The organism is Chryseobacterium capnotolerans, assembly GCF_021278965.1.
In the GTDB taxonomy this organism is placed as follows: domain Bacteria; phylum Bacteroidota; class Bacteroidia; order Flavobacteriales; family Weeksellaceae; genus Chryseobacterium; species Chryseobacterium capnotolerans.
Genome location: NZ_CP065589.1, coordinates 4,011,205 through 4,037,466 on the forward strand (window position 1 = coordinate 4,011,205; position 26,262 = coordinate 4,037,466).

The 26,262-nt window shown below is 35.6% G+C and carries 21 protein-coding genes and 1 pseudogene; 10 read left to right on the top strand and 12 right to left on the bottom strand.

What is annotated here, in order from left to right; all coding sequences use genetic code 11:
• Positions 1-84 precede the first annotated feature (84 nt).
• The 5 genes from H5J24_RS25710 (at position 85) to H5J24_RS19335 (ending at position 6,296) form a co-directional block, all read left to right on the top strand.
• On the top strand, positions 85-2,100 hold the full coding sequence (locus H5J24_RS25710; protein WP_283250732.1) for a peptidoglycan DD-metalloendopeptidase family protein: 2,016 nt from the start codon (positions 85-87) through the stop codon (positions 2,098-2,100).
• Between the two features lie 17 nt (positions 2,101-2,117).
• Positions 2,118-2,483 (top strand): hypothetical protein, encoded by a 366-nt coding sequence (locus H5J24_RS19320; protein ID WP_232815786.1) that lies wholly within the window; start codon positions 2,118-2,120, stop codon positions 2,481-2,483.
• Complete coding sequence (locus H5J24_RS19325; RefSeq protein WP_232815787.1) at positions 2,480-3,247, top strand: hypothetical protein; 768 nt, start codon at positions 2,480-2,482, stop codon at positions 3,245-3,247. Before H5J24_RS19320 ends, H5J24_RS19325 begins: the two co-directional genes overlap by 4 nt.
• 177 nt (positions 3,248-3,424) lie before the next feature.
• Positions 3,425-3,769 (top strand): hypothetical protein, encoded by a 345-nt coding sequence (locus tag H5J24_RS19330; RefSeq protein ID WP_232815788.1) that lies wholly within the window; start codon positions 3,425-3,427, stop codon positions 3,767-3,769.
• Positions 3,770-3,977: 208 nt separating this feature from the next.
• A complete protein-coding gene (locus tag H5J24_RS19335) occupies positions 3,978-6,296 on the top strand; it encodes a hypothetical protein (RefSeq protein WP_068939974.1) in 2,319 nt (772 codons plus the stop codon).
• 116 nt (positions 6,297-6,412) lie between these two features.
• Here H5J24_RS19335 and H5J24_RS19340 read toward each other — a convergent pair.
• A pseudogene (locus H5J24_RS19340) lies at positions 6,413-7,587 on the bottom strand (Pycsar system effector family protein).
• Between the two features lie 26 nt (positions 7,588-7,613).
• Between H5J24_RS19340 and H5J24_RS19345 the strand changes: the two are divergent.
• Together H5J24_RS19345 and H5J24_RS19350 are read left to right on the top strand one after the other, a co-directional pair.
• Positions 7,614-11,039: a metallophosphoesterase gene (locus H5J24_RS19345; RefSeq protein WP_232815789.1), complete on the top strand. Its 3,426-nt coding sequence runs from the start codon at positions 7,614-7,616 to the stop codon at positions 11,037-11,039.
• Entirely contained in the window at positions 10,973-11,329 is a 357-nt protein-coding gene (locus tag H5J24_RS19350; protein WP_232815790.1) for a hypothetical protein, read from the top strand. The genes H5J24_RS19345 and H5J24_RS19350 overlap by 67 nt, the downstream gene beginning before the upstream one ends.
• 67 nt (positions 11,330-11,396) lie before the next feature.
• Here H5J24_RS19350 and H5J24_RS19355 read toward each other — a convergent pair whose 3' ends face one another.
• Positions 11,397-13,433 carry a M43 family zinc metalloprotease gene (locus tag H5J24_RS19355; protein ID WP_068939980.1) on the bottom strand — a complete coding sequence of 679 codons (2,037 nt, stop codon included), beginning with the start codon at positions 13,431-13,433 and terminating at the stop codon, positions 11,397-11,399.
• A 94-nt stretch (positions 13,434-13,527) separates the two neighbouring features.
• Between H5J24_RS19355 and H5J24_RS19360 the strand changes: the two genes are divergently transcribed.
• On the top strand, positions 13,528-14,004 hold the full coding sequence (locus H5J24_RS19360) for a hypothetical protein (protein ID WP_068939981.1): 477 nt from the start codon (positions 13,528-13,530) through the stop codon (positions 14,002-14,004).
• A 61-nt stretch (positions 14,005-14,065) separates the two neighbouring features.
• Here H5J24_RS19360 and H5J24_RS19365 read toward each other — a convergent pair whose 3' ends face one another.
• From H5J24_RS19365 to ruvX, 5 genes are all read right to left on the bottom strand, one after another.
• Entirely contained in the window at positions 14,066-14,944 is an 879-nt protein-coding gene (locus H5J24_RS19365; RefSeq protein ID WP_068939983.1) for a hypothetical protein, read from the bottom strand.
• Between the two features lie 56 nt (positions 14,945-15,000).
• Positions 15,001-15,768, bottom strand: coding sequence for a nucleoside triphosphate pyrophosphohydrolase (mazG, locus tag H5J24_RS19370; protein WP_068939985.1), 768 nt, complete (start codon positions 15,766-15,768; stop codon positions 15,001-15,003).
• 209 nt (positions 15,769-15,977) lie between these two features.
• Positions 15,978-16,535 carry a DUF5606 family protein gene (locus H5J24_RS19375; protein WP_068939986.1) on the bottom strand — a complete coding sequence of 186 codons (558 nt, stop codon included), beginning with the start codon at positions 16,533-16,535 and terminating at the stop codon, positions 15,978-15,980.
• A gap of 72 nt (positions 16,536-16,607) precedes the next feature.
• Positions 16,608-17,180: a peptide deformylase gene (gene def, locus H5J24_RS19380; RefSeq protein WP_066698489.1), complete on the bottom strand. Its 573-nt coding sequence runs from the start codon at positions 17,178-17,180 to the stop codon at positions 16,608-16,610.
• Positions 17,177-17,593 (bottom strand): Holliday junction resolvase RuvX, encoded by a 417-nt coding sequence (gene ruvX / locus H5J24_RS19385; protein WP_068939988.1) that lies wholly within the window; start codon positions 17,591-17,593, stop codon positions 17,177-17,179. Before ruvX ends, def begins: the two co-directional genes overlap by 4 nt.
• 115 nt (positions 17,594-17,708) lie before the next feature.
• Between ruvX and H5J24_RS19390 the strand changes: the two genes are divergently transcribed.
• Positions 17,709-18,185: a SixA phosphatase family protein gene (locus tag H5J24_RS19390; RefSeq protein ID WP_068939990.1), complete on the top strand. Its 477-nt coding sequence runs from the start codon at positions 17,709-17,711 to the stop codon at positions 18,183-18,185.
• A 64-nt stretch (positions 18,186-18,249) separates the two neighbouring features.
• Positions 18,250-19,059, top strand: coding sequence for an archaemetzincin (locus H5J24_RS19395; protein ID WP_228407571.1), 810 nt, complete (start codon positions 18,250-18,252; stop codon positions 19,057-19,059).
• A gap of 126 nt (positions 19,060-19,185) precedes the next feature.
• Here the strand turns inward: H5J24_RS19395 and H5J24_RS19400 are convergent, their stop codons facing one another.
• The 5 genes from H5J24_RS19400 to H5J24_RS19420 all read right to left on the bottom strand — a co-directional run bounded on the left by H5J24_RS19400 (position 19,186) and on the right by H5J24_RS19420 (position 26,236).
• Positions 19,186-20,727, bottom strand: coding sequence for a serine hydrolase (locus H5J24_RS19400; protein WP_185124647.1), 1,542 nt, complete (start codon positions 20,725-20,727; stop codon positions 19,186-19,188).
• Between the two features lie 560 nt (positions 20,728-21,287).
• Positions 21,288-22,565: a DUF4374 domain-containing protein gene (locus tag H5J24_RS19405; RefSeq protein ID WP_068939998.1), complete on the bottom strand. Its 1,278-nt coding sequence runs from the start codon at positions 22,563-22,565 to the stop codon at positions 21,288-21,290.
• A gap of 10 nt (positions 22,566-22,575) precedes the next feature.
• Positions 22,576-24,645 (bottom strand): TonB-dependent receptor, encoded by a 2,070-nt coding sequence (locus H5J24_RS19410; RefSeq protein WP_232815791.1) that lies wholly within the window; start codon positions 24,643-24,645, stop codon positions 22,576-22,578.
• On the bottom strand, positions 24,602-24,943 hold the full coding sequence (locus H5J24_RS19415; protein WP_232815792.1) for a hypothetical protein: 342 nt from the start codon (positions 24,941-24,943) through the stop codon (positions 24,602-24,604). Before H5J24_RS19415 ends, H5J24_RS19410 begins: the two co-directional genes overlap by 44 nt.
• Positions 24,944-24,946: 3 nt before the next feature.
• The gene (locus H5J24_RS19420; protein WP_068940003.1) at positions 24,947-26,236 is read right to left on the bottom strand and encodes a lysine N(6)-hydroxylase/L-ornithine N(5)-oxygenase family protein; all 1,290 of its coding nucleotides are present in this window, start codon (positions 26,234-26,236) and stop codon (positions 24,947-24,949) included.
• Between the last annotated feature and the right edge of the window lie 26 nt (positions 26,237-26,262).

Sequence of the window (26,262 nt, forward strand, 5' to 3'; positions counted from 1 at the left end):
TTTAAAACCTTCAAACTGGGGGTAGATTTTAAAAAAGTAGGTACTGCTCCACTTGACGAAAAACTTTATCTGGTAGCCAGAACCATGCTTCTGGATGGACAGCAGGTGACTATTTCCATCAAAGAAAAAGACGGGATCATTAAAGGATCACCGGATGCGTTACTGCCTGTTCTGGAAATTACAGAAGCACAAATGGAACAGAAAACGCCTGCCGGGCAAGCCGTTCCGGGAACTGAAAAAACAGTTTTCACAGGAATAGTAAAAAACAATATTGTCCAAATCCCAATCCATCTCCGCCCAAAATCCGAAGAAGAGCTGAAACAGTGGCAAGATAAGATCAGCAAAGGAAAAGAAGACGGAACATATACCTATACATTCGGAGGTGCTAACAACATAACTAATGAAACCCAGAAAGCTTCCACAGCTAAAGTCATCCTCGAAAATGCTCAGAAAGGTAATGCTAAAAATCCTAAAATAGAAAACGGCAAAACTTCCAGCGAAGAAGAAATTAAGAAAGTTTTAGTAATAAAAAATTATCAGGCCGGAGATACTATTACCTTTAAACTTCTAAAAAAAGTACCAGAATTTCTGTACCTTCATGCTAAAGCTCAGGGCCAGAAGCAGCATGATAAAAAATTCCTGAATAAGGTTGGTGCATATTTTGAGATTGGCGGAGGAAAATGCTCTTGTAACAGAGATCTTACTATAAATGAATTTAAAGAAATTTTAAAACACTTAAGAGAATCTGAGAAATTAGAAATTAATAATATCTGGAACCCACAGTATACAAGTGGTGCCAGCCCTAGTGATACGTCAATAGCTTCTACACTCGACCAGCTAAATAAAATAATGAAAAAATATGAAATAAACTCTTGTATTAGAAAGGTATACTTTATTGCTGAATGCTATCATGAAACAGATAGATTACGCTCAACTAAAGAATACAATAACTCACATACATCTGCTTATGATCCATATAGAGGAAGAGGTATCATTCAACTGACTCATAAAGAAGCTTATGAAAGATATTCTTTTTACAGAAATCAAAATACCCTAGTAACAAATCCTGATGAACTCGCAAAAAATTTAGATTTAGCATTTGATAGTGCAGGATGGTATTTTAAACAAGGAAAACTTTTATCAGTTGGTAACTCTTGGAGCCCTAACGGCACGGATCGACAGAAATACAACTTAAGTAATCGCTCCTATCCTAAATCAAATTATGATACCAAATTTACCAATACAGACGGCTCAATTGTCAAAAGATATGGAAGTATCGATTTGAATTTGGTTGCAGATAATGATGACATTGTTGTAATTTCATATTTAATAAATGGAGGAAACAAAGGACTTGAAGAAAGAAAAAAATATGTAACAGAACTGAAAAAAGTACCGGTTTTTATCTGTGATAAAAATAAGACGCAGCCTTCTTCAGGAGATTGGCATGATCCAGTAGATCATCCTATGAGTACAAATTTCTACCAAAATGGTAACTTTGACAGCACCTCAAAAATATGGGGATTGTTTGGTGATGATATTAGGAGAGAGGTTTCCAGAAAACATACAGGCCTTGATTTATTTGCTGAAAGAGGAAAACCAATTTATGCTTGTGTTGATGGAACCGTTTATAATAGACGCTGGCATTCTGGATATGGAAATACAATTACCATAAAAGTAAAAGATCCTCAAGCTTTTATGGCAAGGAAAAGAACTGATTACACTCGTAAAACAACTAGAGAAATGGAAAAGGGAGCAGGTTGGTCAGAATCTGGTGACCTATTTTTATTTTATGCACATTTGCACTCTGTAAAAGACTTTACATTTGGACAAGAAGTAAAATGCGGTCAGCAATTAGGAACAACAGGAAGATCAGGTGTTACAGGGGGCACATGTGCGCCACATTTACATTTTGAAATATTTTGCAGGTACGCAATGGGATCAGGTACAAGCTATAGAATAAATCCTGCGTATTTTGTCAATTATAAATTTTATGATGAACAGTCTGAAAGTGAAAGAAATGCACAGACCAATGAAAAAAATAAAGGCAAAATTAACGAAGTGAATGGGGCTGGTAAATTAAATGAAACGAATTTAAATTAAATACTTATTTTGTTAAAATGAAAAATATAATCCATTATCATATCTTATTTCTAGTTATTTTATTTTCCTGTAAAAAAGCTAATTCATTAAACACCACAAATGAAAAAGCCAGTATAGTAAATACTACAAATAATATAAAAGAGAACTTATATACAGAAGTTTCAAATATTAGTAAGCAAAAAGATTACGATCTAAACAAGCAGGTTCAAAAGCTAGATCTACATCACAATTCACTTACTGTAAAAATTAGGTATATCTCTGAAAGAGCTTATATTTCTATTGAAAATAATAAAAAAGAAACTGTTTCTTGGAACCCTGTTCATCTCAATTTTTTTATGACTCCTCACTTGAGCTTGCAGAAAAAGACATCCATATTTTGTTGAAAGATAATGATCCTTCTGAAGGATATTTGTTATTGCCTTCGTTTACAGAGCAGTTTTCTACTTATTCCCTTTATCATTTCAGCAAAGATGCGCTTAATTTTACAGGAACATATGAAGTTCCAGAATTCGTGAAAGGCACTTTTTCTTTTGATGAAAACTCTAAAAATGTATATATACATTCCTCTCCTTCTAAAAAATTGAAACTTAATAAAATTGAACAAAATCAAGACGAGTTTAACAATATTAATGAGGATATCAAATTATTAAATGGAAAAGCAGAAGAAAAAAACGCTATAAGTATTAGCAAATATCTCAACAACAATCAATATCTGGTTAAAACTTTTGACATCAATAAGGATGGATTTTCAGATAAAATTATCAGCAGTAAACCATACGAAGGTGAAGATTTATTACTCTTTTTAGGGGATAATAGTTCCAACTATAAATTTGTTTTAAAAACAACTAATTTCTCGCAAGATGGAGGCAATCAAATTTCCGACATTAAACAAACAAAAGATGGCTTCGTACTAGTAACGGTATTTCCAGATAGAGGAGACTCTCGTAGTAATTATTATATATCAAGTAGTAACGAGTCTTTTATTTTAAAGAAAATAGAACAAGAATCCTATTCTTGGCAAGATGGATATACAGAAACTTGTATACAAAATTTCAATTTCGATCTCAAAAACACCTTAGAATCATTATCTAACACTATTGCTAAAACAAAGTCCGATTGCACGAAAAAGTTTGACAAGAAAAAATAAAACTAAAAACATAATTTTATAGTTTTGATTAAATATGTTTAAAAAAGCTACTTTATCTATTTTAGCAATTCTGTTTCTTGTTTCCTGTAAAAGAAAACCCTGGAACAAAAAATAGAAAATCTTCCACCCGTACAAACTACAGGTACAACAGCTCCTACCCAAAAGCCCATAGCGGATATGGACAACAATTCCTTTACTCTCAGCTGTGGTTCAGGCTGTGCAGCTACCTATACTGCTGAAGATATTTCCCAGAATAAAACTTCTGTAAGGGTAAAGTTCAAAGTAGATAACTATTTGAATGACGAACAGGCAGAAACCACTTATGAAACTTATATTTTTAACTACACCAACACTGGCGATGTTGATAAAATAATCAATGAAGAGACCCAAAAGAATATTCTGAACGATTATATCCTCAGTGCTCAGGAATCATTCAAAGAATTTGCGGCTTCACTTGTTAAAGATAAGAAGATTGAAATCCCTCTAACAAAGGGGCAAAACAATCCCGTCAATAAAAAATAGAAAAGATCAGCGTTATCTTTCAATCATATAGAAATGATTTCTCACTGCAAATATTTTTTAAAATGAGAACAGAAGCATGCAATGTTCCATTCTTTTTGATTATTTGTTCAAAAAAATAAAATAAAGCGATGCTAAAGAAACATTTTTACCAATCCAAAACAGCACTGGAAATAGTCTTTTTTCATAACTTTACTCTAAATTTCAGCAGTTGGCTAATCTCTACAAAAAAGACTCTCCCTTTCAGGTTTATATATCATTCAAAAAATATTTGGATGTATTGGAGCATATCCGTTATAATGACCGCCTGGAATATAGGGTGAATTATGCTGAATCCCTCATTGAGAAAACAAAGAATTTTACGGAACTGAAAGATGGCTTTCAGGACATCAGCCTTCTGGAAAAAAATGGAGACCTCATCAGGCTGCTTCTTGCAGACCTCTTCCCTACCGGACTTACCCATAACGAGATAAAAGCGGCAAGTATTCCTCTTTCCAACATCACCTTTAATTATACTGAAAGGTTCAAAGGAATCCTTAAAGATGCCGGAAAAGACTTTGAAATAGAACTCAGAAATATTAATGATAATGAGTTTTATGTATTTTGTTGCTGCCTGATTCTTCAAGCGTATTTTAAAAAAGATATAAAAAGTACCATCCCTTTTTATTATGATATTCCCAATAAACAGGGAATTATGAAACATTATAAAATTACAGTCAATTCAGATTTCACTGAAATTTTCCCTACGGAAGATGCCAAAATTCCTTCTGATGATATTCTGGATATGCTGTTGGAAAATCTGGATGATTTTAAGCTGTGGAAAAAATATTTTCCATCACAATCCTGGGTCCTGAAAGGATTTACCATTATTTCCCTTGTGGATTGCACTTCAGAGGTAGCATTATCTGATCTGAAATCAAGCATGATAGAAATTGATCCCGAAGATTTAAACCCTAATGCTAATCTTACTGAGATCTTCAAATCTTATTTTGATGTCGCTGAGCTCAACTTCGGATTGATGACTTTTAACAGGAAAGAACAAAAACTGGATAAGCTCCCTATTTACGAAAGTGTATTAACGAATCATATTCTCGATTTCTGGATCAATACTTTTGATGAAGAAACCAGAATAAATACATTCAATAACTTAAGTCATAATTCAAAACCCATTGTAGTCTCCGATGTGAATAACCTGGATGAAAGTGTAAGGCAACTTCCATCTTTTACTATTTTAAAGGATAATAATGTCAACAGCTTCATGGTAATCCCTATCATGAAAGATAATGATCTGCTTGCTATCATGGAGTTTACCTCTCCTATTGCCGGCAGTTTTAATGGCTTAAAACTCAAAAAAATGGAGTTTTTTTCAGACATGGTTCTTTTCTCTCTAAGCAGATTCTATTTTGAAAAAAATTACCAGATAGAAGCGATCATCCAGCGTGAATATACTTCAATCCATGACAGTGTGGTATGGAAATTCAGGAATGAAGCTGAAAAATATTTTACGGCTTCACTTGGGAAAAAAATATATACTTTAAAGCAGATTTCCTTTAAAAACCTAACTCCTTTATTTGGAGTATCCGATATTCGTTCTTCCTCTGAAAAACGTTTTAACTTAATGCTTCAGGATCTTAACCAACAAATTGAATGGCTTATTAATATCCTGACATTAACGAATTCCGATTCGGAAAAATTTACATTAGCTCTTGATGTTTTTGAGAATGAACTGAATAATGAAATCAAAGCTGATACAGAACAACGCTTTCAGAGATTATTGAGAGAAGAAGTTCATCCTTTTCTACAAGCCAAACTGGAAATGAGATCACCCAGGGAAGTAAAAACAAAGATTAAGGATTATTTTTTACAGATGCGTCCTCAAACTGATCTGTTCTATAATCACAGAAAAAAACTGGATGATTCTATAACACTGCTCAACAGAAAACTGGCAGATATGCTGGATGAAAACCAGATTAAAGCCCAGCAGATCTTTCCTCATTATTATGAAAGATTTAAATCCGATGGCGTAGAACACAATCTGTACATTGGCCATAATATTGCACCCGAGCTTCACTATACGTCAAAAGTTGTACACAAATTAAGATACTGGCAGCTGAAAACCATCTGCAAAATGGAAATTGAGTTTCAGTCCTTTAAACAGGACCTTCCTATTCCATTAGATATTGCATCTCTGATCTTCGTGTACAATGAAAAAATAGACATCCGCTTCAGAATGGATGAAAAGCGTTTTGATGTAGACGGAGCTTATAATTCTTACTACGAGATCATTAAAAAGCGTCTGGATAAAGCTCATGTAAAAGATTCTTCAGAACGTATTACAGCGCCCGGAAAAATCACCATCGTCTATTTCGGAATGGAAAACCAGAGAGAATATCTGGAATACGTCACCAAACTTCAGAAAAAAGGTATTCTGGAACATGATGCAGAATTTGTAAAGGTAGAAGACCTTCAGGGAATTACAGGACTGCTTGCGCTGCGAGTATCCATTAGCCAGACTTATTCAGAAAAATAAGATGATAATATAATTTCACATCCATTGTCATTCTGACGAAGGAAGAATCTCATTATTAACAATCATAATTTTCAGTCAATCTATGAATTAACTGAAAATTATGATTTATTTTTTAATTACAGGCTAAAGAAAGCAAACCCAAAAGAAAGCACGGAAATAATAATTCCAGCCATAAAGATCTTATAGGTAATGGATAAAAGCTTATACTTTCTATCAAGAACCTTTCCAAGATAATACAAGTCTTTTACCATAGAGTCATAGATATAATCCCTATCTTTAATAAGATCTCTCATCGCATTCTGATAATCATCAAACAGCATCTGTTGGAAATTTCCAAAGAACAACAGATTGACTTTTCTGTTGGCAATATCCTGCGAAGTAAATGTTGTCTTGGTAACATTAGGTTTTGTAGATAATATCGCAAAGACAATTGTTAGTACGCTTGATAGTAACAGTATAAAGCTTGGGAGAATAAGATGTGAGTTTTTAGGAGCATCCAGCTTCGGCACCAATACAGAAAGGCAAACCGAAATGATAACGGCATTTACGGACAATAGAATATTTGCTTTACTGTCTGCAATATCGCTCAGCCTTGTATGATTATTAAGCGTTACCCTGAACAAGGTATCTACACTTCTGTCTGATTTTTCCTTATCTTTTTTATTCTCAGATTTATTATCCGAATTCTCTTTTTTCTCCTCTTCTTTTTCCAGCTTTTTTTCGATCTTCTTGATATTCTTCTTTTTAAAGGTTCCCAGTTTTCCTTGGCATAATCGGTATAAAAGGTATGCTTATTTTTCAGCATATCCAGATTTCCGGCATTCCATTCTTCATTAGAAAAACATTTTACATTGGTAAGCTCCCATTCTTTTCTTAAAGCATCAGAAATATCATTATAGTCGTGACCTGCAAAATGGCTGAAATCAGCGTCTTTTACAATTTTCTCCAATACACTTTGAGGAACATAGGTGATTTTAGTGGCCAGGATCAATTTTTCCACGTCAGCAATATAGCTTTCCGGATAATTTTCCTGATGGAGAAAGTTTTTCATGATCTCCACCCCTCTCTCTTCGTGATTCATCGCACATTCTATATATCCGGTATCATGAAACCATAAGGCCACAAGAACTTTTTCCTGATCTTCTTCAGAAACAGGGGTATGCTTCATAATCTCCTCAGCCTTATTGACCGTATAGGCAGTATGAATAAAATTATGATAAAAATATACTGAAGATAACTTATCTTTGAATAAGATTTCAACATAATTTTTAGCTTTGTCTAGAATGTTCATTCCTGAATTTTTGTTAATGTAAATTTATGAATTTATCCTTTAAAAATCATCTAAAAAATACTTCTATTGTTCTCAGAACAGTAATGTCCGCCGGAGTGATGTACTCCTGCGCAACATATAACGTACAAAAAGGGAAAAACTTATTTGAAGTAAAAGATTCCGAGATAAAATCTGAAAATGATTTTAAACTCTTCCTGATTGGAGATGCCGGAAACGCAGATGAACCTCAGGCACAGAAAACACTGAATTTACTTAAAAATAAACTTGATTCTGCAGACAGCAACTCAATGCTGATCTTCCTTGGGGATAATATCTATCCCAACGGAATGCCTAAGGAATCAGATAAAGGCTATGCTTTAGCCAAGCAAAAACTGGAGGATCAACTATCTATTACTAAAAATTTTAAAGGAAAAACTCTGGTAATTCCCGGAAATCATGATTGGTACAGTGGTTTGAGTGGATTAAATGCTCAGGAATCATTAGTCAAAAAATATTTTGATGATAAAAAGGCATTCCTTCCTAAAAACGGATGTCCTATTGATGATATCAGTATTACCAAAGATATTAAGCTGATCGCCATTGATACTGAATGGGTGATTACCAATTGGGATAACTATCCTGGAATTAATAAAAATTGTAATATCAAAACCCGTGAAGATTTTTATACAGAATTTAAAGATCTGATCATCAAAAATCAGGGTAAAAGAATCATCATTGCCCTACACCACCCGATTATCAGCAGCGGAACCCATGCAGGTTTTCATTCAGCGAAATCGCACCTTTATCCTCTTAAAAGCAAAATACCGGTACCCGGAGTTGCCAGTGCCATCAATATCCTGAGAAGTTCTTCAGGAATAAGTCCTGCTGACATTAATAATCAGCATTATGCAGAACTTTCCAACAGGTTGAAAAGTATTGTTCAGGATAAGGAAAATGTGATTTTTGTTTCCGGACACGATCATAATTTACAATATCATGAAGAAGGAAATATGAGGCAGATCATCAGTGGTGCCGGCTCTAAAACAGATCCGTCTACCATTGCTGAAAAAACAGATTTTTCCTATGGAGGAAACGGCTTTGCGGTCCTGAATATGAGAAAAGACCAGAGCACCGATGTAGAATTCTTTTCCACAAAGGATGCTAAGCTTCAGAAATTGTCACAGATTTCTGTGATATCCAAACCGGATGTATTTGTAAATAACTTTCCCAATACATTTCCGGCTGCCATACCTTCAACCATCTATCCGGTACAGCTAACACAAAAAGGAGGAGTTTACCGATGGCTTTGGGGAGAACATTACAGAAAATATTATGGAATGTCCATTGAAGCTCCTACCGCCAATCTATCAGAATTAAACGGAGGCTATACTCCATTTAGAGAAGGAGGTGGAAACCAATCCAACAGTTTAAGATTAAAAGCGAACGACGGACAGGAATTTGTGATGCGCGGAGTGAAAAAAAGTGCAATCCGGTTTCTAAATAACATGGCGTTCACAAGGAGTACCTTTGGGGAGGAACTTACCAATAGTTTTCCAGAGAAATTTCTTTTGGATTTTTATACTACCAACCATCCCTTTACTCCGTTTACGATAGGAAATATGTCAGAAAAACTGAATATTCTCCATAGCAATCCGAAGTTGTATTATATTCCCAAACAACAAGCTTTAGGAAAGTATAATCAAAACTATGGGGATGAAATGTATATGATTGAAGAACGCTTTTCTTCAGATCCAAAAACACTGGCTTATCTCAATAATGCAAAAGATATTGTCTCTACTGATGATGTTCTGAAAAATCTGGCTAAAAATTACAAATACTCGGTAGATAAGGAATCTTATATCAGGGCAAGACTGTTTGATATGCTGATTGGTGACTGGGACAGACATTCAGATCAATGGAAATGGGCGCAATATGAAGATGGTGATAAAATCATCTATAAACCGATTCCAAAAGATAGAGACCAGGCATTCAGCAAATATGATGGAGCTGCATTTAAGATTATTATGAATGTTCCTGCTATCCGCCACATGAAAACCTTTACGGAAGATATCAGCAGTGTAAAATGGCTGGCTATGGAACCTTATCCAATGGATCTTGTCTTTTTAAAATCTTCTACTCAGGAAGAATGGGAAGCACAGGCCAAATATATTCAGGAACATCTAACAGACGCTGATATTGATGATGCTTTTCATAATCTTCCTAAAGAAGTTCAGGATGAGACTATCGCGGATATCCAGAGAAAACTGAAAATAAGAAAAACTAAATTACAAAAATACGCTTCCGACTACTACAATGTCCTGCAGGAAAAAGTTCCTCTGGCTGGCACAATAGGCCCGGATAGGTTTGTAATTACCAAAAACGGTCATTCTGTTCTTGTACAGCAATATAAATTAGGTAAAAACAAAGATAAAAACGAACTGGTTTTTGAAAAGACTTATCATGATTCAAAAACAAAAGAACTTTGGATTTACGGATTGGAAGATGACGATGTTTACGATGTAGTAGGAACCGGACGTCCGAAGATGAATATCAGGCTGATTGGCGGTTATAACCATGATGTCTATAATGTAGCAGACGGAAGAAAAGTAAAGATCTACGACTTTGAGTCTCAAAAAAACACCTACAACGCAGGGAATGCCACTAAAAATATTGCAGATGATTATGAGGTAAATACCTACAATTACAAGCATCCAAAATACAATGCATTTGCCGGATATCCTAACGTTGATTATAACCCTGATGACGGGGTGATTATAGGTGTTTTAGCAAATTACACCGTGAATAATTTCATCCGTGATCCTTTTACCCAAAAGCACAGTTTAAAAGCTAATTTTTATACTGCTACTGCCGGGTTCAGCCTTACTTACAAAGGGATCTTTAAGAAAGCGATTTCAGGATGGGATTTTAATATTGATGCCGCATATACAACTCCAAGATTTTCTCAGAACTTCTTTGGACTTTCCAACGACAGTCCCTATGATAAAGAAAATACGGAAAGAGAATATAACAGGGCCAGAATCTCTAAATTTAACGTTGCACCTTCCATCTCACAGAAAGGCTGGATGAATTTTAACCATCAGTTCCAGCTTACTTTTGAAGATAATAAAGTACAAAGAAAAGACGGCCGTTTTATCAATACCTCACCGGATGTAAAACCTGAAGTATTTGACAGCCAGCAATTCTTAGGAGCAAACTATACTTTCAGCTATAAAAATGCGGACAATCCTGCTTTTCCAACACTGGGAATGGAATTGATGCTGAATGCCGACTGGAAAGCTACTTTTTCCAATTTCAACAGAAATTTCCTGACGGTAAAAGGAAGATTCGCTATTGACCATAGAATTGATAAAAAGGAATTTTTGTTTTTGCGAATGCCAGCAATGCCATGTGGATCAACAATGATAATTTTGAATTCTATCAGGCTGCTGCCATTGGAGGTAACAATGGAATGAGAGCTTTCAGGAATGAAAGATTTTCAGGAAGATCCTATTTCACTAACAATTCAGAGATTCGTTGGGATTTTGGAAGAATCAGAAACAATATTATTCCTGCCAACTTGGGAATCCTAGTTGGATATGATATCGGCCGTGTATGGAATGATGGTGAATACTCAAGAAAATGGCATCAATCAGTAGGTGCCGGTCTTTGGTTAAGTGTTGTAGAAATGATGTCTGCCAGACTGAATTATTTCTATGGTGCAGATGGCGGACGTATCTCCGCAGGAATAGGAATGAAATTCTAAATACAATATTTGAAAATAAAAAAACTCAGGAAATTCCTGAGTTTTTTATTGAATTGTATCGTTGATATTATTTTTTAACGAACTTGATACTTTCAGAAATATTCTTATTCTGTATCGTGATCACATAAACTCCTTTTTCAAGATCTGCTACACGAACCTGATTATTGTCAATCTTTCCTTTCTTCACAATCTGCCCAACTGCATTATGAATTTCAAATTGAGTTTCACCTGAAACAGCCGTAATATTAAGAACATCGTTGGCTGGGTTAGGATATACTCCAAAATTGCTTTTCTTATTCGTTTCCTGAGTTCCTAAAGTTTCTCTTGTTGTAAATGTTTTAGTCTCATATACAAATTCACCATCTTTATGGAATATCACCTGGCCTGAGCTGGTGGCAATATCTACATAGCCGTTCTCTAAACCATCACCAAAATCATCTGAAATTGTAAAGGCATAGCAATCCGCAGGCAGCGTCCATGTTTGGGTAATAAGAGCAGGATCCGGTTGCCCAGGCTTTGTATTACTATATGCACCTGACTTGACAATCTGACCGGCACTATTTTTTAAGTTCCATCTTGTTTCTACTCCATATCGGTCTCTTTTTAATGTAAAAGTAACCGAAGTTGCAGGGAAATATTCAGGGGCTACAGGTTTCACATAATTCCCTGTTGAAGTGTTATTCGTACTTCTCTGATCAGCGCCTCCATTGACAGTGACAATAGAAAAAGAAACGGGAGAAGAAGCAACAGAGCCATCTACCGGAATATTGATAACACTCGATTGATCCTGTGTCAGATTACCTGTCCAGTTATAATTTTGTGCAGCTCCACCATTAAAAGAATAAGAAATAGAAGCTGATGTTAAATTACCAGTACCTCTATTTGTAATTAAAAGACGTAATACTCCTGCACCACAATTAACAATTCCCAATGAGCATCCTCCATCGTATTTTATTTCAGCATCATTCTGAAATAAAGGAATAGGCTGGTCAGCAGTAGAGGCCTTTAGCTCCATTCTTCTTGGAGAGTTATCCATTACTGTTCTGATCCTTGTTTTCTGGTCGCTGGTGAAAATATTCATACAGGTATCATTGGTATAATCCATGTAATTCTGAACCATTTCAAATACAGACGGATCATCGCAGCTAGCTATCGCAGGGTCACAGTCATAATTTGCAGTATGAGCTGTAGGGGTATCTGCACAATAATCATTTCCACATGAAGCATCTCCCCAAATATGTCTTAATCCCAAATAGTGTCCTACTTCATGAGTCATTGTTCTTCCTCTATCATAACCGGCTATCATAAGAAATGTTCCATCATTATAATCCATACTTCCAAAGGTTGAGTACCCTGCAACAACACCATCTGACGTAGCTGCTCCCCCATCCGGCTCAAGCCCCTGAAGCCCTGAACTAGACGGAAACTGAGCATATCCCAGTAATCCATTTTTTGCAAATTCTAAGCTCCACATATTCATGTATTTTGTAGGATCCCAAATTGTTTTAGGCTTCACTGTACCATTAATAAAATCTTCATAGCCATAACTTACTGCACCTCTGGCCCAATAATCCTTACAAAGATTTACCCTGTCAATACCGTTGGTAGGGTTCCCCTTAGGATCTACCTTGGCCAAAACAAACTGTATTTCAACATCTGCTCCTACAGGATTGGCATTAAATCCTGGGGATCCTGCAAGCCTTCTATAATCATTATTCATTACCGCAATCTGCGACTTTACCTGAGCATCTGTAATATTAGGGGCAGTTCCTACATTTTGACCGTTATGAATAACGTGAACCACTACCGGAATAGTAATAATATTCCCATTTTGGGATTTATTCAAAGAGTGATCCCTTTTTGCCTTTTCCACCAAAGGAGCCAGCCATGTTTCAAACTGTTCTGTTGACATTCTGCCAGGAACCATTTTCTTTAATGACATCTCATTTTCAATAGTACCACACCTCTCGATGCCGTCAGCACTTGAATTATTCTGTCTAAATTGTTTTAACTCTTTTAGGCCTTCTCTATCTTGAGCATTTACCAATACCAGCCCAAGCAATAATGGTACGATAGATAATTTTGAAAAAATAGTTTTTTGCATTTAAAATGTTTTTATAATTTAGCAAATATATAAACAAAACAATAAAAAAATAACAAATAATTAAAATTTTAAACCATAACATATAAATAAAACAATGAAAAACCAATTTATTTTAATTAATTTTATTTTCATTTTATTGAATTTAAGTTGCAATCATCACAATAAAAATGGAAATATCGAAAAAAAATCAACCGAAACTTCTCAACGGAAAAAAATCGAAAAAATACAACTGACAGAGCAAACCAGAGGAAGCCGTTCAACGGTTACCTTTACTCCGACCTCTAAAACAGATTCTTTCAACGGAGAAATAAGTAATTCACCAATGTCTTCATCAGAATGGGAGCGTATATTAAGCAAGGCCGCTGCACTGGATTTATCTAAAATATCAACATATCCGTCTCCTACAACCGGGCGATATTCTGACCAAGCGATGGAAGCTACTTTTATTATCACAAGCAATGGTACTGCCTACACTTCTGCAAGTTTTGACTCTGGTAACCCGCCGAAGGAACTGGAAGCTTTATATAATGAAATTCAGCCTCAAAAAAAGACTTTTAAGAAAAAGCCGTAAGATCAAATATAAAAACCACAGACTTCTCTGTGGTTTTTTACTATTTTACAATTATATAAAGTTACGGTTTAAGCGAAAACTCATATACATTTCCTCCTTCATCTTTTCCTTTTTCGTCTGCAATCATTAAGGTCTGATCATTAAGAAAAACAATTGCTTCTTTCTGTGAGTTATGGTTTAAAGGAATCTTAGCCACCTTAGCTGTACTGAAATCATCCGCATTAAATCCTGTAAGAACATGTACATTTTTATGGGTCAATAATACAATTTTATCTTTTGTACTATTGATGGCTGCTGAAGTAATTGCAGCATCATTATATCCACCCTGAAGTTTCAGTTTACCAATCAGTTTAGCTTCAAAATCACCTTCTTTATTAGGCACTTTAAATACAAGGAACGTCCCGTCGAATCCCTTGCTCCTGTTCTTCGTGAAAAGATAGAAGTTCCCATCCATCTCTACAAAACCTTCACAATCATACAGGAGATTTGATTTTTTTGGGGGAAATTCCGTCTGCCCTTCATAGTGGAACTTAGTGGTTTGAACAACTTTTGTAGTAGTTTGGGTAATATCTTTCAGATCTGTTTTTAAAATAGCCAGATCTCTTCGGTCATTATCATTATTCCCAAAGTCTCCGATATAAATATTCCCCTGAGCATCTGATATAATATCTTCCCAGTCTGTATTTTCAGCATTTTCAACCGGAACTTTAGCCATCATCTGCCCGCTGTCACTAAGTCCATATACTGCGTTTTTATTTCCTCTGTCCTCTATTACCCAGATTGTTTTTTTATCTTTTGAAATGGTAATACCGGAAACTTCTTTTAATTTTTTAGGTAAAGAAAATTGGGGCTTCAGATCACTACTCTCAGCAGGTGAATTCTGAGCTTTAGGATTACAACTCAATAAAAGCATAGCAGGAAGTATAAGAAAACGTAACATATTTATTTTATTTTTTTAACTGAATATAGGTAGCATTAATTGTTCCAATTCGGAAATTATGATAGCTGTTTTGCCTTTTCCCAAAGGACATCCATTTCTTCAAGGGACATGTCTGCAAGCTTTAAATTCTCCTCTTCAGCAAGGACTTCCATCTTCTGAAATCTTGAAATAAACTTAAGATTGGTTCTCTCCAATGCAGAGTCCGGATTAATTCCTGAAATTCTTGCATAGTTGATCAACGAAAAAAATACGTCTCCCAATTCCTGTTCTTTTTTATATAAATCTGTTTCTGCATGAAATTCCTGAATTTCCTCATCTACCTTTTTCCATGCATCTTCCGCATCATGAAATTCAAAGCCGATTCCTTTTACTTTATCCTGAATTCTATAGGCTTTCACCAAACTTGGCAGACTTTTCGGAACACCTCCTAAGATAGATTTATTTCCTTCTTTCAATTTTAATTTCTCCCAATTTTGTTTCACTTCCTCTTCATCTTTTACTTCAGTATCTCCATAAATATGCGGGTGGCGGAAAATCAGTTTTTCATTAAGGGAATTAATAACATCTGCTATATCAAAGCTTCCTTTTTCAGAACCTATTTTAGAATAAAAAACCAGATGAAGCAATACATCTCCCAATTCTTTTTTAATCTCCTGCAAATCTTCCTGTAAAATGGCGTCGGAAAGCTCATAAGTCTCTTCAAGAGTAAGATGGCGAAGAGACTGTAAAGTCTGTTTCTGATCCCACGGGCACTTCTCGCGTAAATCGTCCATAATATCCAGTAGTCTCCCGAAAGCTTCTAGTTTTTCCTGTTTTGTATTCATAAGTAATTGGAAATTCAATCTTATACAAATGTAAGGGTTATTCGGACATCATTACAAACATTGAGAGTGAAAGTTGCGGGATAGAGAGTTTGTGATATACTGTATGTTTAACCTAACAGGTTTTTGAAACCTGTTAGGTTTTGGAGAATAAAAAAAGCCTTGTCAGGAAAATTCCCGGCAAGGCTTTATATTGTTAATTCTGAACTGAATTATCCTTGTTTTCTGTGCGTACTTTTCGGAGCCGATTTTGCAGCTGAAGTAGCTTTTACTTTTGGAGCAGCAGGCTTTTCTGCTTTTGGAGCAGCTTTTTTAGCATCCATATCTAAACTTACCTCTTCTGCAGGTTCACCGTCTAAAGTTTCAGGCTCAGCCTTTACGAAACTTTCAGGAGTGATGTATCCTGCTTTCTGAAGGATGTTATACCACTGAGCCAATTTCTTGATGTCAGAAGCGTATACTCTTTCAGTATCATAGTTAGGAAGAGAGGTCAACATGAAGTCTTTTAAATCTGCATCTGAAGACTTATGAGAAATAGTTTCTTTGTAGTCGTTGTTTTTAGCAATATTTTCAAAAACTTCGAACAATGGAACTTCTTTTTCAAATGTAAACATTGCGATATTATCTAATAAGCTTACCTGGCTAGAGTTTCCAATGCTTACTTTTTTCTTGTTGGTAACATCTTCAATGATGAATCCGTTTCTTAATTGAGAAACTAATTTGTAAAGTCCTGGTTTTCCAGAAATTGAAATTATTTTTTCTAACAGCATAATTTTATTTTTTGTAAATTCTGCAATCAGCGCTAAGCTTTTTGCTTTTTATTATTTTTAATCCTTGTTTAATTATTTTGGAAATCTCATTTTGTAACCGATGCTTACATCCCCCTGAGAGATCTTGGACAGCTTTCCTTTCACCAATTTCTTCTTCAAAGCGCTTAAGTGATCGGTAAACAGAATCCCTTCAATGTGGTCATATTCATGCTGAATTACGCGGGCTCTAATATCGGAAAAAGTTTCTGTATGTTTCACAAAATTTTCGTCATAATATTCAATAACGATTGTCCCTTTTCTTTTCACGTCTTCTCTTACATCCGGAATAGACAGACAGCCTTCATTGAACTTCCATTCTTCTCCTGATTCTTCAAGAATTCTGGCATTGATGAATACTTTCTTGAATTCTGCCAATTCATCCTTAATATCCTCATAGTCCTCATCTTCCGCAAGAGGAGTAACGTCTATTACAAACAAACGGATATCCAAACCGATCTGAGGTGCAGCAAGACCAATTCCGTTTGCACTGTACATCGTTTCGAACATATTATCTATCAGTTCCTGTAATCCGGGGTAATCTTTTTCTATATCTTTTCCTACTTTTCTCAAAACAGGATCCCCAAAAGCTCTTATCGGTAATATCATCTTAATCTTTGTTCTAAAAAATTCTGCAATATAATAGTTGCACTTATTTTATCTATTAATCCTTTTTCTTGTCTTTTCTTCTTACTTTTTCCGCTTTGGGAGATAAAGAATGAAGCCATTTTGGAAGTAAATCTTTCATCAAAACGATGGACTGCAATATCCGAAAATTCTTTATTAAAATCTTCAATGAATTTTAAAATATCGGTTTCCACCTCTGAAATATTTCCCTTCAAATCTATGGGAAGTCCAATGACTACTTCATCCACTTTATTTTCACTGAAATATTTTTTCAAAAATTCCATTAAAATACGGTTCTCTACAGTTTCCAGCCCACTGGCTATAATCTGCATATCATCCGTTACAGCGATGCCACAACGGGCTTTTCCGTAGTCTATTGCAAGGATTTGTCCCATAAGTCTGCAAATTTAGTAAAATTTACTGATTTTATTCATCACGCAGTTTTTTTATGTAAATCATGTTTTATTCCATATTTTTTTTTATAATTTTAATCTTCCAAAAAACAGATATATGAAGAGACTCATCCTCGTAAGACATGCGAAAAGCGACTGGCCGGAAGAAACGGATGATTTTGACAGACCTTTGGCAGACAAAGGCCTGGAAGATGCTATGAACATGTCCAGATTCCTTAAAAACAATAATATTTCCATCGATTATTTTGTATCGAGCCCGGCAGTACGTGCTTTGAATACCTGTAAAATTTTTAATCAAACGTATCAGCTAAGCTGTTCTACAAATGAAAAATTATACAATCCTTCAGAAAGAAATTTTGAATCTGTAATCTATGATCTGGATGACAACCTGAGTTCAGTGGCTCTTTTCTCTCATAATAATGGAATTTCCAATTTTGCCAATTCCATCTCTGAAGATATTTTTCATTTTCCAACCTGCGGCGTAGCTGGCTTTGAAGTAGACTGTGAGTCATGGTCTGAATTTGATGGGGCCAAAAAGAAACTTCTATTCTTTTATGAGCCGGGGAAAATATAACTTCACCTTTAAAATCCTATATGCAATAGTCTTTATTTTCTTTTTTTCATGCCAGAAAAAGAAGATGAGCTATTTTGAAGCAATTGCGTTCAATGATGTAAAACTGTCTGCCACTCCCCAACCTGGAAGCTGGAGGTATAATCATCATGAACAATTTCAGCAGTTTGAAGATTTTCAAAAAACAAAAAAGATCAAACCTGAATCTGGAAAAAATACAATTTATCTTCAGCCTATCGGTGATTTTAGTCTCTTACAGAAGAAAGAGATTAAATTCACCAAAGAGTATTTGAAAATTTATTTTCAGTTGGAAACGAAAATATTACCTGTATTACCCAACAGCATTTTCCCCAAAAATGTAAAAAGAATTTTCAAGGACGGCCAAGAACAAGTATTGGCCGGATATGTGCTGGACAGTGTTTTAATCAAAAGAAAACCCAAAGATGCTGTAGTGCTTATGGGGATAACCGAAAGAGACCTTTACCCACGACCCGATTGGAACTATGTTTTTGGATTTGCATCCTACGAAAATGGCGTGGGTGTTACTTCAATGTATAGATTTGCCAACGGGCATCTTACAGATTCTAATTTTAACGAAAGTCTTACAAGATTGATGAAGATCAGCTCTCATGAAATTGGACATATGTTTGGAGTCACTCACTGCCTCAATGCAAATTGTGTGATGAATGGAACCAGTACTCTTTCCGAAACTGATTTTCATTATGTAAGAGCCTGCTCACTCTGCCAGAGAAAACTCAACTCCAACATTCCTTATAACAACAAAAAGAGATTGCTTGAATTAAAAAGGTTCTTTGAAAAGCATCATCTCCATTCGGAGCTTGCCCGCACTGAACAGGACTTAAACCTTCTCCGGTAATATAGTTTTTACAGTTGTATCTCCCACAGATCCCACAGATTATTTAAAATCTGCGTCATCAGCACCATCTGCGAGAACAAAAAAGAACGAACCTAAGTCCGTTCTTTAATATCTATATGTTATTTTTTACTTTCTTTTCAGATCCAGATCATCAAAATCAAAGCTGAAATCCGTAACATCGGAAATTGCTTTTAATTTTGCCGACTGAGCTTTTCCGTTTTCATCATAATCGAATAGGATATAGGCATCAGCATCATAGCTTCTGTCATCCCATTTGATGATAAATGAATTATTGGAATAAGGAAGAAGCTCTCCTTTTAACCTTGGTGAGTTTTTACATGAAATTCTGTAAGTATTTCCTTGCTGAACAATTTCTACATCGCCAAACCACACATCGTTATAAGTTCCTGTAAACTGTTCTGCTTTTGGCTGAAGTGCTTTCTCTTTTTTAAAGGTTTCTGATTTTGCGAAAGCCTCTTTCTTTTGTTTATTAAATTCAGCTTCCACTTTTGACATTCTATCCCCATATGTTTTCAGCCAGTTTCTGTCTGCCACGCCAAGGTAAGAATCTTTCACCGTATTGGTAATGGTGTTGAATGCAGCTCCGGATTGTTGGTTGGTTAATACTACAATTCCTAATTTAAGATCAGGAATTAAAGTAAACTGTGTAACAGTTCCAATCAGCCCTCCTGTATGCTGTACTTGTTTATGTCCTTTCACATCGCTTAAAAACCAGCCTAAACCATATCCGTAGAAACTGGTATCATACGGGTTTTTAGCAGCTACCTTATCTGGTATCTGCAGGCTCCAAAGCTGCTGAACATTTTTATCGGAGACTAATTTCTTACCATCTTTGGTCGTGAAATTATTCAATAAGCATTCTGCCCAGGTAGTCATATCCTTAATATTACTCATGATTCCTCCGGCAGCATTTCCGGCTTCATTCCAATCATGAGGAACTGCTACAGCTTTTCCATCTACAGGGGCATGAGCATCAATTTTATTCGTTACGGCCTTCGCTCTGTTGTAGCTTCCAAAGCTGGAAGTCATCCCTACAGGCTTCATAATTCTTTGTTCAATAAATTCAGCCCAGCTTAATCCTGAGATTCTGTGAATGACTTCACCAGCAACAATGAACATGATATTATTATAGTCTAAAGTTGTTCTGAAAGGGTTTTCAGGTTTCAGATATCTCACATTATGAACAATATCATTAACCGTTAAGTTTCCTCCTTCCGGAAAAAACATCAGGTCTCCCTGTCCTAATCCTAATCCGGCTCTGTGGGTAATAAGATCCTTGATCGTAACATTTTGAGAAACGTAAGGGTCATACATCTGAAATTCAGGAATATATTTTGAAACTTTATCATCCCAGTCTAATTTTCCTTCATCCGCCAAAATTGCTAATGCCACACAGGTGAACCCTTTGGAGTTGGAAGCTATTCCTACCAAGGTATTATCATCCATTGCTTGCTTAGAGTTTAGAGAACGCACTCCAAATCCTTTGGAATAAGTCACTTTACCATCTTTTACGATTCCTACAGACATTCCGGGAACGTCAAAAGTTTTCAGGGTATTCTGGATCAGATCATCCAATTTTTTCTCTTCAACCTGTGCATTCGCTAATCCTACGGTTAAAAGAAAAATGAAAAAAGAAAATTTCTGCATTATTATTTTTTAATTTTCCCAAATTTAGTAAATAAGCTGAGTACAGAATAATAAAATTGTGATTTATATGGATGGAAGCTGGAAGATGGAAGCTGGAAGTACTGTCAGGTTCTGTATAAAAGGAAGTTCTTATAAACTTAACTTGTAGTTCAGGTTGAACTTTGATAATAAGGTCTACAATAACTTCCCGCTTCCCTCCTCCAGCTTCCTAGCCTTTGCCCACAAAAAAACCGGGAGAAAATCCTCCTGGCTGTCGTTAAATCAAATGATCTTATTGTACTAACAAAAAAGAAATTATTTTTTGGAAATAATATTTACTCCCATCAATCTGCCGCTTCCTTTAAGTTTAAATGGAAGCTGGAAGTACTGTCAGGTTCTGTATAAAAGGAAGTTCTTATAAACTTAACTTGTAGTTCAGATTGAACTTTGATAATAAGGTATACAATAACTTCCCGCTTCCCTCCTCCAGCTTCCTAACCCTTGCCCACAAAAAAAACCGGAAGAAAATCCTCCCGGCTGTCGTTAAATCAAATGATCTTATTGTACTAACAAAAAAGAAATTATTTTTTGGAAATAATATTTACTCCCATCAATCTGCCGCTTCCTTTAAGTTTAAATTCAACTTTAGTGTTTTTAGAAATAGGGTCATAAGAACTTAAACCTGAGAAATTATCAGCCTTATTATTAGACATGAAATAGATTCTGTTTTTATACAAGAATGGATTTTGATAGTTGTAGAAGTTATCCACAGGAATATCAAGCTTTACAGCTTTCTTTGTCTGAACATCAATTTCGTTCCAGAACCAGATATCATTTCTATACCCTACTCCATGCCCGCCACTGTAATAAGATGCTCCAGTTGAAGGAATGGTAGTATAAATTTTATTATTATGAGCGAAGATTCTGTTAAACTCTGCTGGCTGCACAAAATTCTTCATATCAATTTCAAAACCAGTATCAAAAGTAGTCTGCCCGTTCTTAATTCTAAGGATCTTTGATGAATAGGCTGCTTCCTGAGCTTTCATATCTGATGTAGCTACCATATAGATATCTTTGGTTACCTCATCAATGCTCCATAGAACATGGTCCGTGAAAAGTCCCAGGTTGGTTGCATTAGGATACTTTGTAACATTTTCCACTTTTTTTGAAGTCAGGTTATACACAGCAACTGCTACCTCTTTTACAACAGGTTTGATCTGCCAGTTTGATCCTTTTTTACCGATCTGTAAATCAAGATACAGTTTATCATCTCTTTTTATTAAGATTAACTGCCCAGCTGCCTGATAGGCTGTTTCTCCTGGTTCAAGCACTGAAGGATCAATAGTTTGAGCCAATGAAGAAAGGTCAATTTCTCCTGTACGTTGCATGGTTCCAGGATTAAAGGTCTGAATTTTAAGCATTCCTCTTGAACCATCCCAATAATATCCTTCGGTTTCACTTACCACAAGATAATTAGGCTCAAATCCGTTATTTTGAGTGGCGATGAAGCCTTTTTGGGTAATATTTCCGGCATTATCTGCTGTAAGTTTAGAAAATCCTTCTTCTGAAGAAGCAGCACCTCCCAATCTGTACATATTTTCTCCGAAAGCTTTTCCTCCCGCAGAATAAGCAATCTGATAGAAAGGTTTTTTATCCGCTAATGAAAGTTCTCCCTGAGGAAGCTCTGAAAAAGAATAAATATTTCCTCCCCATCCTGCTGTACTGTTATAAATAATCCAGCTGTCTTTTGTTTCTGTGGGTTGTTTCTGCTCTTCAATACTGTCATCGCTGCTGCAATGGGTAAAAAGCAGGAGGCTTAATGCAGATAAAATGATTGAAATCGATTTTGATTTTCTCATGATTATAATATTAAAAAATTGTATACGTTAATTTCAAATGATATGATCTTGTAGGTTTCTGTGCATTATAATTATCATACAGTCTTTCGTTCGTAAGATTATTAATGCTAAAATTAATGGCAAGTTTAGGATCTGCCAGGAAATAGGTAATCCCTACTCCTACGTCTACCATTCCCAGTCTGCCGTCATTTGGAATCAGAAGATCACTGGAAGCAATCGTTGCTTTAGAAAACAGGCCCGGTTCCAGATTTTTTGGCACAGGATATAGCAGGAAACGATGTACATAATTGATGTTATAATACAACTCCACCTTATCCCGCATGCTGAAAATATCTGAAAAGTTCAGCCTCATATAATGGTTTCCAAATAAGTAAGGAATATTGGGCTGCCTAGCATCTTCCCAGATCTTTTCATTACCGGAAAGGTTTTTAAGCCTTATATCCTGGTAGGTAAAATTAAACCCTGTCTGAAGATTTTTTATAGGTTGATAGTTGATTTCATACTCCAATCCAAGAATTCTGTTGTCATAATAGTTCTGGTAACGTCCATAAGGATTATCCGGTATCATGAAGATGGTGTTCTTGACGTTTCTGTAAAATAGATTTAAACTTGTATTCAGTTTATAATTCGATGAAGTATAATCCAGCACAAAATTTATATTATCACTTTTTTCCGGTTCCAGATCAAGATTTTCTTTAATTAGAATTCCATCTCCGAAAATTTCGGTTTCATCAGGAAGACGAACTGCTTTTTCATAGGATAATTTCAGGATAAAGTTTTTAGGTTTATAGCTTATACCAGCCATATATCCGGAAGCATTCTTATTCCGGTCAGATTCCCATGTGAAATTGTATTTATCCGTAGTATACCCTTTGGAACTGAAGAAATAATTCTTTACCCCAAGTACTGTTTCCACTTTACGGTTGAGCCAATGAGACACCAATCCCAAAGCAGCAATATTCTTGTTGTAAACAGCCGGAGTTTTAAGAACATCATCTCCGTATACATTGACAGCTCCATAAGGATCACTTCCTTTTCTTCGCTGGTAGAAATACACATTTCCAAATTCCAGGCTGTGATTATTATTAATCCGGAATGCGGCATTAAGCCTTGTATGAAACATATTATAATTCATCTTCATATCATTCCCCTTATTGATCTCGCCAACGCTGTTTTCATCACTAAAAGTGTATTCACCCAGCCAATTGTATCTGCGTCTGCTGATGTCTACGAAAGAATTGTTGTATCTGGCAAAAGCAGTCATCAAATCCAGTTTAAGACGGTTATCAAAGAGCATTTTTTTATACTGAAGGTAACCCGTTACATTGTTTTCTTTGGCAAAAGCTTCACCGTAAGGTTTTCTCATTTCAAGATCGTTCTGAATCTCCTTATAGAAATGAGAATAGATGAATCCAACTCTAAAGTCATTGGCCCAGCTTTTATTTCTTACCCCGGTATAGACTTCCATATAAGAAGCTTCGGTATCGTCATGAAATCTTCTGGCTTCAACTTTTTTAAGATTGGCTGTTTCCGGATCTATAACGTCACCCAAAATCTTATAATTGTTTTTGGAAAATACATAGCTTGCCTGGGTTCCTATATAAAACAGACTGTCTTTTTTGCCAATAAATACAGCATTAAGATGCGATTTATAGGTACTGAATGATGCAATCTCATTTGATATTTCAAGGTTATCTTTCTGTATCGGCTTCGAGATAAAATTAATCCCACCTCCCAAAGCATCCGATGCCAGCGAAATAGGCATTACCCCTTTGTAGACATCTACTCTATCCAGCATATTGGGCGATAAAACATTAGGATTAAAGCTATGTCCATAAAATTCAATGGGAACTCCATCCCTGAAAATTCGGACCGCTTTCCCCTGAAGCCCGCCAAGATTGACCTGAAATGCAGAACCGACACCGCCTTCTGTACGGAGCTTAACTCCTGTCGCCATATTTAATATTTCACCAATATTGTTGGCCTGGCTTTTTACTGCCTGCATATCAACAATCTTAACACTTAGCGGGGTTTCTTTAAGCTTCTCGAGCTTCTTTTTTACCTCTGATATAAACCTCATCAATACGGTTTGCATCTGAAATTGCAATTTCATACTTCTGGCCCATCTGACAGTCGATATCTAACGTATCATTGTATATAACTTTATTTTGATACATTACAGACACCTTCACAAGACCATCCGATACTTCAGCAAAATCAACAGTTCCCTGTTTTGAAATCTTTTTCTTTTCTCCGTTAATCACCACATAAACCTCGTCATGGTTATAATTCCTGATGTTTTTAACCGCTATGGTAATCGGACATGCAGCCAATGCTAAAGAAGAAAATGCAGTGATCAGAAAAAATATACGCTTCATATTTTATATCGTTTCTAATGCTCCAAAATGCTGAAAAGCAATATTCTTTTCTAATGGATAATATTCGTGGCCTAATATTTTATTGATAATCGTAGCATTTCTATAAGGACCCATTCCAAGGTCTGATGTAATAATCCCCTGTGAATCTACACAACCGTTCTGCATGAATATTTCATTATCGTTTACATCCACGGTATAGTTTTCTGAGGATAGTAACGTTCCATCATTTTGACTCTTGTTCAGACGGCCTTCTATTGGCTGTAAAAAATGAGGAACTTCATATCGATAACCGGTTGCCAGAATCAGATAATCAGTATTGAATGAAAAAGTTTTTTCTTCTTCCAGATGCCTCAAGTTTAATGTATAGTTTTCACTGTAAGACATATCTTCAAGCAGGCTATTGGTCAATATTTTAACAGGAAGAGGCTGTTCTTCTTTCATCTGCTGATGATAAAGCTCATCATAAATGGTACTGATCAGTTCGTCATTGATTCCTTTATACAGAATATCCTGCTTATTGATCACTTCTCTTCTTTTGTTTAATGGAAGCCTGTTGAAATAGGAAATATAATCCATGGAAGTAAATTCATATGTGAATTTTGAATTTTCCATTGGGAAGAATCTGTCAGCGGCTGTTACCCAGTTCAGCTTTAAACCTAATTCCGGTCTGGAAGAAAGAAGATCAAAAAATACTTCACCTCCACTTTGTCCGGAGCCCAATACGGTAATAGTACTTCCTTTCTTTAAATATTGTTTTCTATGTAGATATTCAGAAGAGTGGAAAATATGTTCTTTAGAGAAGCGCTCGGTAATTTTGGGAACATTAGGAATTGAACCTACTCCTAATACGATTTTATCGGTGAGATAAACTTTCTTTTCACAATTAATAAGATCAATCACAGAAACTTCATAACACTCGTGGGTTTCGTTGTAATCTATTTCTGTAACAGTGTGGCTGAAATTAAGGCTTTTAATTTGTGATGCTACCCATTTACAATACAGGTTATACTCCATTCTTGTTACATAAAAACTTTCCTTAAAACAGAATCGGAAAATTTTACCTTGTTCTCTTAAATAATTGATATAGGTAAAAGGGCTTTTAGGATTTACAATCGTTACCAGATCTGCCAGGAAAGGAACCTGAAGCGTTGTACGCTCTATCATTAAACCACTATGCCATTCAAACCTGGGTGCTTTGTCAAAAAATATGGTTTTCAGATCATGTTCTTCAAGCAAAGCCGCAAGACTTAGATTGAAAGGTCCTATTCCTATACCAATGATATCATATTTCATAAATTATCTTTTTCAGTATTCAAGTA

Bases quoted from the DNA above. Each gene is read 5' to 3' on its own strand.
- H5J24_RS19345 (WP_232815789.1), top strand. From the start codon at position 7,614: ATGAATTTATCCTTTAAAAATCATCTAAAAAATACTTCTATTGTTCTC.
- ruvX (WP_068939988.1), bottom strand. From the start codon at position 17,593: ATGGGACAAATCCTTGCAATAGACTACGGAAAAGCCCGTTGTGGCATC.
- H5J24_RS19415 (WP_232815792.1), bottom strand. From the start codon at position 24,943: ATGAAGCGTATATTTTTTCTGATCACTGCATTTTCTTCTTTAGCATTG.
- H5J24_RS19395 (WP_228407571.1), top strand. From the start codon at position 18,250: ATGAGCTATTTTGAAGCAATTGCGTTCAATGATGTAAAACTGTCTGCC.
- H5J24_RS19355 (WP_068939980.1), bottom strand. From the start codon at position 13,433: ATGCAAAAAACTATTTTTTCAAAATTATCTATCGTACCATTATTGCTT.
- H5J24_RS19320 (WP_232815786.1), top strand. From the start codon at position 2,118: ATGAAAAATATAATCCATTATCATATCTTATTTCTAGTTATTTTATTT.
- H5J24_RS19375 (WP_068939986.1), bottom strand. From the start codon at position 16,535: ATGCTGTTAGAAAAAATAATTTCAATTTCTGGAAAACCAGGACTTTAC.
- H5J24_RS19365 (WP_068939983.1), bottom strand. From the start codon at position 14,944: ATGTTACGTTTTCTTATACTTCCTGCTATGCTTTTATTGAGTTGTAAT.
- H5J24_RS19400 (WP_185124647.1), bottom strand. From the start codon at position 20,727: ATGCAGAAATTTTCTTTTTTCATTTTTCTTTTAACCGTAGGATTAGCG.
- H5J24_RS19420 (WP_068940003.1), bottom strand. From the start codon at position 26,236: ATGAAATATGATATCATTGGTATAGGAATAGGACCTTTCAATCTAAGT.
- mazG (WP_068939985.1), bottom strand. From the start codon at position 15,768: ATGAATACAAAACAGGAAAAACTAGAAGCTTTCGGGAGACTACTGGAT.
- H5J24_RS19390 (WP_068939990.1), top strand. From the start codon at position 17,709: ATGAAGAGACTCATCCTCGTAAGACATGCGAAAAGCGACTGGCCGGAA.
- H5J24_RS19360 (WP_068939981.1), top strand. From the start codon at position 13,528: ATGAAAAACCAATTTATTTTAATTAATTTTATTTTCATTTTATTGAAT.
- H5J24_RS25710 (WP_283250732.1), top strand. From the start codon at position 85: ATGCTTCTGGATGGACAGCAGGTGACTATTTCCATCAAAGAAAAAGAC.
- def (WP_066698489.1), bottom strand. From the start codon at position 17,180: ATGATATTACCGATAAGAGCTTTTGGGGATCCTGTTTTGAGAAAAGTA.
- H5J24_RS19405 (WP_068939998.1), bottom strand. From the start codon at position 22,565: ATGAGAAAATCAAAATCGATTTCAATCATTTTATCTGCATTAAGCCTC.
- H5J24_RS19330 (WP_232815788.1), top strand. From the start codon at position 3,425: ATGGACAACAATTCCTTTACTCTCAGCTGTGGTTCAGGCTGTGCAGCT.
- H5J24_RS19350 (WP_232815790.1), top strand. From the start codon at position 10,973: ATGTGGATCAACAATGATAATTTTGAATTCTATCAGGCTGCTGCCATT.
- H5J24_RS19410 (WP_232815791.1), bottom strand. From the start codon at position 24,645: ATGAGGTTTATATCAGAGGTAAAAAAGAAGCTCGAGAAGCTTAAAGAA.